5 protein-coding genes are annotated in these 9,209 nt (G+C 45.3%); 2 read left to right on the top strand and 3 right to left on the bottom strand.

What is annotated here, in order from left to right; genetic code table 11:
- The coding region (locus QUA50_RS28015) for an element excision factor XisI family protein (protein WP_333268484.1) at positions 1-201 on the top strand (201 nt) is incomplete at its 5' end.
- Positions 202-378: 177 nt separating this feature from the next.
- On the opposite strand, the gene QUA50_RS28010 is transcribed toward QUA50_RS28015, so the two are convergent.
- The 3 genes from QUA50_RS28010 to QUA50_RS28000 all read right to left on the bottom strand — a co-directional run bounded on the left by QUA50_RS28010 (position 379) and on the right by QUA50_RS28000 (position 6,995).
- Positions 379-3,093 carry a CHAT domain-containing protein gene (locus QUA50_RS28010; protein ID WP_333268487.1) on the bottom strand — a complete coding sequence of 905 codons (2,715 nt, stop codon included), beginning with the start codon at positions 3,091-3,093 and terminating at the stop codon, positions 379-381.
- A 341-nt stretch (positions 3,094-3,434) separates the two neighbouring features.
- On the bottom strand, positions 3,435-4,907 hold the full coding sequence (locus QUA50_RS28005) for a hypothetical protein (protein WP_333268489.1): 1,473 nt from the start codon (positions 4,905-4,907) through the stop codon (positions 3,435-3,437).
- A 405-nt stretch (positions 4,908-5,312) separates the two neighbouring features.
- Positions 5,313-6,995, bottom strand: a complete 1,683-nt coding sequence (locus QUA50_RS28000) for a M10 family metallopeptidase (protein WP_333268490.1) — start codon at positions 6,993-6,995, stop codon at positions 5,313-5,315.
- Between the two features lie 586 nt (positions 6,996-7,581).
- On the opposite strand from QUA50_RS28000, the gene QUA50_RS27995 reads away from it, so the two are divergent.
- Positions 7,582-9,209 (top strand): two-partner secretion domain-containing protein (locus tag QUA50_RS27995; protein ID WP_333268493.1); only part of this gene is annotated, 1,628 nt, incomplete at its 3' end.

Here is a 9,209-nt window from a genome sequence, read left to right as displayed (position 1 = left end):
TCTCTTCACTCACGCAAATTCCTCCCGACGCTCACCTGGGTACAGGTAGAGCGCGGGACTCCTTTTGATTTAGTTGAAGAAGACCGGACTGAGGACGGCATCGCAACCGATTTACTGCAAGCGGGGGTGTCTTGTGAAGATATTGTCCTCGCCTTTCATCCACCGCGTTTGCGTCCGTTTACGGAATTTGCAACTGCGTAACGCGATCGCTCTTAGAGAAAGTATCGCACATCGCGCATCAAGAGCGATCGCGATCTAATTCGCCGCCAACAAGCCCGACATATTTAGCACTTTTTCTGACCTGATTTTTACCTGCTTGCCAACTTTCATTCATTGTTGTACAGAGGGTTTTAATACAGTAACAATGCTCTTTTCTTTCTATAGCCAGTTACCGATAAGGATAAAGGAGGCCCATTTAGCGGGATGTATATTCTTGTTTTGATTAATCAGCGCCTTCTGCGCTTCCTTTAGGGCTTCTGCTTTGCTCATTTGCGATCGCAAGTTATCGTAAAACTTAGCGACTAATTCTTGTGTAAAAGCATCGTCAACATACCAAAGAGAAGCCAAAGCACTTTTGACGCCTGCTTGCACCGTAATGCCAGCCATACCCAGTGTCGCACGGTCATCTCCTATACCCGTTTGACAAGCCGTGAGTGCGAGCAACTCCACTGGCTCTGTACCTTTACTAAAGCGGCGAATATCACTTTCGAGCTGAGTAATTGTAATTTTCTCATTATTACCCGTGACTAGAAAGCTATCTTCTGGAAGAGTGCCAAATTGACCGTGAGTGGCAACGTGAATAATCGGGTAAACCGTTTGTTTAAGTTCTTGCTCTAAGCTCTCAGGAGTAAATTGCTCGTCCAAGAGTTTCTTGCTACCTGGAAATAGCTTTATAACTCGATCGATTTCATCGGTGACATTTGCCAAAGCCTTAAATTTTTCACCATCAACGGTAGCGGCTTCGGTTAAGCCCAAAGCTAGCGTCCGCAGACTTGGAAAATTTAGGGGTTTAGGAGATGTCAAGCGCAAACCGGGAGTCGTAGCAATGGCGTATTTCTGAACTAGAAATTCTTCACCATTGTGGAGCGCAGCCATCGGTACGCTGCGTAATAGCCCATCTTGGATGAAAACGAGAGTTTTAATTTTTGTTGGTGTTAAATCGGAGGCGAAAGGGCGAATCAGCAAGTTATATAGATTTTGTGCTGGTGTTAAAAAAGCGTCAGTAGGATCGTAAAATTTCTGAATTTCTATACGAAATTTTGTGATTTCTTCTGTAAGTTTTTTACTATCGTTTATCCAGACTAGCCGTTTAAATCTTCTTTCAGTATTTGGCTTTCCCTTCTCATCAGAGTTGGGTAAACTCACCACAATCGCCGTTCGATCGTCCAAAATTATAGAACTAAAGACAGCAGTGTCTTCTCTTTCTAAGTCATCAACTCGTTCTGGCTCAAAAACGGTAAAGACACACTCATTGCCAAAGTAATTTTGCAATTCTGCTAGTTTCAAAGAATCAATCGCGTTGAGTGCAGAATCGAGCTCCTTTTGGTACTCAAGACTTGCAATGGGTAGCGCTTCAGCACGCTCTAGCTTTAACTGAGCAAACTCGCGGTAGAGAGGAGTAATCGTATCCCGAAAGCTAAATTGCAAGTCTCGCTGAGTAATTAACAGATTGTCTCGAATACCTCCCTCACCTTCTAAAGTTGCGATCGCGCGTTCGTAAGCAGCAATTGCCTCAGATGCTTTCCCCTGCGCCTTAAATATTCGTCCCGCCTGCCACTCCCACAAATAAAGACTATCTTTAGCAAGTAAGTTTTGGTCGGCTGCCAATCTTGCCTGTTTGGTAAAATCTAAGGCTTTATTGTAGTCTTTGCGGCATTCGTAGAGATGACCTAGTTTACCTAACGCAAATGATTCGGAGCGAGAATCTTTAACGCCTCGAGCAATAGCAACAGCTTTTTGCAGGAGCTCCTCTGCTTTTGATTCGTTGAGTTTTCGCGGCAGACATTGAGCTTGAGATGAAGTATAATTAATAGAATCAACAGGTTGTTCTATTTCGGCTAAATTGATTGCTGCATAGACTTTATTGGGAGAATCAGGGATAATATTAAGTAGAGTTAGAGCTTCTTGCAATGCTTGCTCGGCCTTATTAATGCGATCGGGTAACTTAAAATATTTCGATCGGTAATAAAGTTGAATCAAATTGAGAAGCGATCGCATTTGACTCGATGGGTCATTTTGAGTGCGACTCTGTTCGAGACTTATCTCGAAATAACCTACAGCTTTTGTGTAATTATCAGCAGCTTCTTTAATAAATTCATTAGCCTTATTTTCTGCATTTCTGAACTTAGCAGAATCAGCACGCTGCTCGTTGAGTTGAGCTTTACTAAAGTAAGTATTACCGAGACTATTAAGCACTGATGCGCGATTAACTGGGGGGTTAATCTCCCCGACAATCTTTAAGCTAGCCTCTAGAGTTTCAATGGCTCGATCGTACTTTCCTGTGAGGCGATAGGCTTCTCCCAAACTTCCCAAAGCCGCCGCTTCTCCCTGGCGATCTCTAAATTTTTCGGCAATTTGCAAAGCACTTCCTTCACTTTTGGGGCAAATTTCATCAGCCTCAGAAGCACCGCATAAAAGCGATTTCGCTTCTCTATTTTGCCCCAAACGGCTGTAGGTTTGAGCGAGTTCTGTGAGTAACCTTCCCACCTTCACGAAATCTCCAGAGGAACGATAGTTGGCGATCGCACTTTTCCAATAATCGATCGCTTCGCTGAATTGACCGATTTGTTGATAAGCTATGGCTAGTTTTTCTCGAACGATCGCCTCGTTAGCACGGTTGTTAGTGCTTTGATAGGCGGTTAAGGCGGTTTGCCAAAGTACGATCGCGCCTTGCACGTCTCCTGTTTTATATCGTTCGATTCCTTGTTGTACGAGCTGGCTGGGATTGGTAGACTGTGCAGTTGCTACTTCTGTCCATCTTAGTTGTAAAGGATTAAAAGAAACATGACTCAGCCACAGGCAATTGGTGAGGCTGGTTAGGAATAAAATTACCAGAACTTGGCGGACACAGAATCGGCGGTGTCGGCTTGGCATAGAAGTAAGATATGGTAGGTTCTTTTCAAGATTTTAGACGAAGCTTTACTCACCTCTTGCAGTATTCTCGATTTTGCTACCTAACCAGCCTCGAATTTAAACTCTGCTCTAGCTTTTGTTTGCAATTAAGGCGTTGCTGATTTAGGGTATGAAGGGCTAAATAAACCCGTTATAGAAACCAGTATAGACAAAGCTTGGGGATTTTCAACTTATTTTTTTCATACCCTGGTTAAGCAACGCCGATGTACGTGGAAATCTGGGGTTCTGAGACACTTTTTCCCCGCTCCTTAGCCAATGGTAGCCAGCACTAACGATCGCAAACTGTCGTTGGGGATGTGCTATTATCGCCTTGGTCGGGTAGAAGCTCGGTTTTTGAGCTGTGGCGGTGTCTTGTCGCTATAGGTAAATGGTAGCCATCTGCGACTTTTTAATCTCTCGTCTAACCATTTGGGTTTCTCGCTAAACGAGATCGACATCGTACCATCGGGAGCAACGCGATACAGCCATTTTGCCCCCGGACAAATAGACGACTTCATCTCGGGAACCGATGGCGGCCATTTTCCCGTTTTGGCTGCTAGTGCTTTGACTTGCAAAATTTTCTGAGTCAGTTCCAAATCCAGCATAGATTTGGCTCCTTTACTGGTTTGGTTGGATAAACTTGTAGATGTCCTACCTATATAATTCCACCACGCAAAGTCATCTACCGTGACTGAATCAGAAGCGCAAACATTCTGCTGGCGAGATGCTGCAAGCGATCGTTTATAGGCGTGATAACTATCGATCGCACAAAAGCGAACATAAGGTTTGATCGTCGGCTTGAACCACACCAGGATAGGAGATAAAGTCCTGTCTAAAACTTTTTCTTCTGAAGTCGGGAAATAGTTTCCTTGAATTAGTGAAAGCATTCCCCCATCATTATAAGAGCTTGATGCTTTTAGTATCGAAGACCACGAGTGTTTCCAAAGGAAGTCTTGCAAAAATTTGAACTTATACAAATATTCTCCCTGAAAGGATGTCAATACCGATTCGCGGTAATCGCGTTCCAGCAAGCGCTGCTGCCACTGGGCGGGAAGCCGATCGACTTTCCGCATCACGCCTGCTGGGTATTTAGTCACAATCAAAGCAACCAGTTGAGAGATTAGGGAGGGGCTTTCTGTTAAAGACTGGTTGATTTTCCAGGATACTTCCAACATTTCTACTGCTGCTTGCGTCTGACCTTTACGGTATTTTTCTAGAATGTCTAGAGCTAAAACTCGTTGGAAATTAACCTGCCATAAATAAGCGGGTGAGACAACCGTTATATCTCCTTCCAGAATCCCGCTAATATCTGTTCCCCAGTGCGGTACTTCATTATTTAAAACTTGCTGGCGAAGTTCTGCTAAAGCCGTTTGCCGGGAGGCGAGATAGCGCTGTAATTTCTCTGAAGGTGGATTTACGGTATCGTTTGGTTTGGCAAGCTCAGCGTCTAGGTACTGAGTTAATTCTTGTTTGATTTCTTCAAATGCCTTTCGATCGTCCTTTGAATACCTAACATCAGCCCTAGACCCGATGGAGCGATCGACAGAAGAGAAACTTGCCCCTCCACCGAACCCCACTTTAGCGAGGGCGGCTGCCAGCTTCAACGCTGCATCATTCGGCTCTGTTTTGGGAAACCGTTGGGCATATGCTGCTAAATACTGCTCGATTTCTTTTTCATGCACAGAGGCGATATAGTTGCCGCCCACAATCCAGACTGCCAGCAGTCCCGCCAACCCAACAGCCGAACCACCTAGAAATTTGAGGTTCCGTCGGAACGATAGGTTTTGAATGTCCATAAACTCCTCCTTCGCGCGAGTACACTTGGAAATGAGGCGTTGCTGAATACAAGTATGAATTCAAGTTTTCGGAATAGCTATAAGCCAAGTAGAGCGAGTTTTGTAACATCAAGCGAAAAGTTTATTCATACGCCAGAATCAGCAACGCCGCAATTAACTACATTATTTATTTAGGTGGTGAAGAAGACCCTCAAGCGCTTGAAATTTGGTTGCTGACGTTAGCACAGCCCTCGAAAAGGCTCGTTCGAGCGAGTGCTTTTTAAGCGTAATCGACCATCAATTTGGTTTACGAGCGAAATCCGACAGCTAGGATGACGTAAGTACGTCGATAGCACCTTGACAGGGCGGACATTGCCCACCCAACTTTAGCTCCTTCTTCTCATGTCTACCTATGATTAACCACCTCTAAACAATTGAAACAGAGCCAAGCGTATAATTCTTGAGGAAAATGAGGGAGTCATTTGCAGAATTGAATCCAGCCACTGCGTCATTGAAAGCGATGAAGGTTCCGGCTATACCAGAAACTGTAAATGCTTCAGCACTGTTGGCTGTAAACACACCACTGGTTAGTAAAGTAGAGATAGCTGCTTCACTCAAACTAGCTGCATTACCAACAGGGGTAGTGAGTGTTGCTGCAATTATATAACTAGGAGCATCAATTTGGTCACCAATAGAGTAGTCAGTAATCACATCATAGTTGGCTAACAAGGATTGACTGAGAGCCGTGTAGGTAAATCGATCGCTCCCACTCCCACCAGTTAAGATATCTTTGTCATTGCCACCCACGAGAGAGTCATTGCCCTTGCCACCGATTAAAGAGTCATTGCTAGCCCCACCATTAAGGATGTCATTACCAGACTCGCCGATTAAAGAGTCATTGCCAGCCCCACCGTTGAGAATGTTATTGAACTCATTGCCAGTAATCAGATCGGCAAAAGCCGAACCATCGGCATTCTCAATTATTGCACCATTAGCAATAGTAAATCCGCCAAAAATGCCCTTGGCAGAAGAGATATAACCACCAGCACCTGCCCCATCTACAGCAGGGTTGAGCGAGGCATCATTGAGAGCGATCGTGATACCCGATAGTGCCCCCACACCACTAATAGTATCAATTCCGCCAGCATCCCAAATACAGGAATAATAGGTACCTGATTGGTTGGCAGTGGGCAGGAAGTATGTGTCGTTACCAGTTTTGTAGCTGTTGTTTGCCCCATAAAGATACTGAATAGCAGCAATATCAAACGCCATAGGTGTGCCTTGATAGCCGTAGTCCCGTGTACCTGGAGCGCCACCACTGTTAACTAGCCCTTTATTGTAGGACATGGTGGTGTAAACGCCCTGGTTCAAGCCATAGTCCCCTGTATCACCAAAGGCGGCGGTAACTCCTGGATAAATTGATGAACCGCCTTGATTGCCATGGGGGTGATCCAGCCCTAATCCATGTCCAAGTTCATGAATTAAAGTGGTGAAGTTAAAGTTACCTTGCACTATTCCATTAGTATTCCAGCCCCCTCCTTCCCTGTTGAAATAGCCAATTCCCTGTCCATCTGTTCCAGGAGGACAGAACATTCCTAAGTAACCATTCGCATCGGCATTACCCACATTATAGAAGCCAAGGGTAGCTGATTCATTATTGTCCCCAGCATTCACAAATTGAATATTGGCAACCGCTGACCAACTGTTTAAAGCGTTTACCATAGAAGCTTTTTCCCCTGCAAACCAGTCATAGGGGTTTTGGGCGATGTCGTCGTAGTAGGCGTCATCAAAACTGGCAGTTTCGGAATTCCAGAAAGAGTAATCAATCGTTGTTGTTGAAGATGAACCTGATATCCAATTATTCCCACTCCAGAGAATGCCATCAATGTAGACATTGCCTGTGAAACCCTTATTGCCAACAGGCAAAACAGCAATTTCTGAAATCTGGGATAGTGTGCCTCCACGAGCATCTGCAAAACCTTTGCTATTAAGGTCTGCCTGGAATGCAATATCAGTTGGGATGGTCGCGATGGGTTTGACCTCCAACTCATTTTCAATGTATGGACTTGTAGAATAAGTTGTTTTTCCAAAAGTTATTTCAGAAGGCATAGTTGGTTGTTCCTAATAATTGTATCTGCGTAATTTATAGGATAGGAGGTCAAATAGAAACAACGCATTAACCTTCTGTGCCAACTTAATGACATAACCCAACTAATAAAAATACATACTTGTGCAGGCTAGTTTGCATAAGCCTGCAATGTTAGCGGGACATTATCGCGCTGATATTCTGAAGGCATCAACCACAGTAAGGTGTAGACTCGCTTGCTGGGCACGGGCAAGAATTGTTTGCATTTTTCTTGCTTTTTTTACTGCATTTTACGCCCTTTTATCTCATACTTTTGGTTGTCAATGCAATCGCAGATAATTCGTATATAGAGTGTTTAGTATCCCAAAATTTCCTTATTTATAGCGCTAGAAAAAATTTTGATTTAGAGGATTTTTTATTGTTAAAAATGGTTTAGAGACCCCCGCTTCTTAAGCAGCTTACGTTTAGGTGGGGTTTAAAAGCGAACTTAAGCTTTCAGTCCTAAATTTATTTGGAGGCTGTTTATCGGGTATGTGCAAGATGTGAGTTAAGGCCACTCAAAAAGAAACTATAGTGATAGATTTATCAATATGTTTTAGAAACCAACCTATGATTGCTAAAAGCTGGTTCGATCGGTGTTGGCAGTGGCAGATTGGGGGTTGCGTCGCCATATTTGGGACACTCCTCGTAGGAGGGGGCGATCGCGCTAACGCCCAAATCGTGCCTGACAATACGCTAGGTGCTGAAAATTCAGTCGTTACACCCAATGTCAATATACCGGGTATTCAAGGCGATCGCATTGATGGTGGTGCAATTCGGGGCGCTAATCTATTTCACAGTTTTGAACAATTGAGTGTGCCAGAAGGACGAGGCGCTTATTTTACCAATCCAGCAGGGATATCAAACATTCTCTCTCGCGTCACCGGGGCGAACCGTTCAGAAATTAATGGCAGGTTGGGAGTTGATGGCAATGCCAATTTGTTTTTGATCAATCCAAACGGCATTGTGTTCGGGCCATCTGCCAGTTTAGACCTGCAGGGTTCATTTTTGGCAACGACAGCGAATGCCGTCAAGTTAGGGGATATCGGACTATTTAGCGCTTCACAACCGAGTTCAAGTAATTTACTCAGCGTCAGTCCCTCAGCTTTGTGGTTTAATGCCGTTGCTGCTCAACCCATTGTTAATCGATCGCAAGCACCAAGTTTAATCGATCAACCTAACTCAGGAGGTCTTCCCCCAGGGCTACAGGTGCAACAGAGTCGAACTTTAGCGTTAGTTGGTGGAAATGTACTCCTAGAGTCCGGGAGACTGACAGCAGCCGGAGGACGCATTGAACTCGGCAGTGTGGCTGGAGTGGGAGAAGTAAGTTTGAGTCAGAGTGGGAACAACTTTGTCCTAGGGTATGACTCGATTAATAATTTGGGCAATATCTCATTATCAAACGAGGCGTTTGTGGATGCCAGTGGAGAAGGAGGCGGTGACATTCAGATTCGCGGTGGGCGGTTTTCGATGACACAAAGCTCGAATATTTGGGCTAACACCTTGGGGGCAGAAAATGGCAAACAGGTACTGGTACGCACAACAGAGGTTGAGCTGAGTGAGGGTTCATACCTGAGGGCTGATGTGACTGACAGAGGAACGGGAACTGGAGGAGACATAAGAATTGACACGGGGCGCTTGCTGGTGCGCGATGGGGCGGTGGTAACAGCCACTACTTTCGGTTCAGGCAAGGGCGGCAGCTTGCAGATTACCGCTGCTGAACGAGTCGAGGTGATTGGTACCTCAGCCAGTGGTCAGCCTTCCAGTAACTTGTTTACTCAGAGTCAAGGGAGTGGGGATGCAGGGGATTTGACGATTGACACGGGGCGCTTGCTGGTGCGCGATCAGGCAGCGGTATCAACCACTACTTTCGGTTCAGGCAAGGGTGGGAGCTTGCAGATTACGGCAACAGATTCGGTTGAGGTGATCGGTAGCTCAGCCAGTAGTCAGTTTGGCCGTGGCTTGTTTGCTTCTAGTGAAGGGAGTGGGGATGCAGGGAATTTGACGATTCACACGGGGCGCTTGCTGGTGCGCGATGGAGCAGCGGTATCAACCGCTACTAGAGGTTCAGGCAAGGGTGGCAGCTTGCAGATTACGGCAACAGATTCGGTTGAGGTGATGGGTAGCTCAGCCAGTAGTCAGTTTGGCCGTGGCTTGTTTGCTTCTAGTGAAGGGAGTGGGGATGCAGGGAATTTGAC

It is taken from the genome of Microcoleus sp. M2_D5 (assembly GCF_036701935.1).
Taxonomy (GTDB): Bacteria; Cyanobacteriota; Cyanobacteriia; order Cyanobacteriales; family Microcoleaceae; genus Microcoleus.
The sequence above is the reverse complement of the archived record's forward strand: the minus strand, read 5'-3'. Positions and strand labels throughout refer to the sequence as shown.

Excerpts from the sequence above, each read along its gene's own strand:
- QUA50_RS28010 (WP_333268487.1), bottom strand. The coding sequence starts at position 3,093 with ATGCCAAGCCGACACCGCCGATTCTGTGTCCGCCAAGTTCTGGTAATT.
- QUA50_RS28005 (WP_333268489.1), bottom strand. The coding sequence starts at position 4,907 with ATGGACATTCAAAACCTATCGTTCCGACGGAACCTCAAATTTCTAGGT.
- QUA50_RS28000 (WP_333268490.1), bottom strand. The coding sequence starts at position 6,995 with ATGCCTTCTGAAATAACTTTTGGAAAAACAACTTATTCTACAAGTCCA.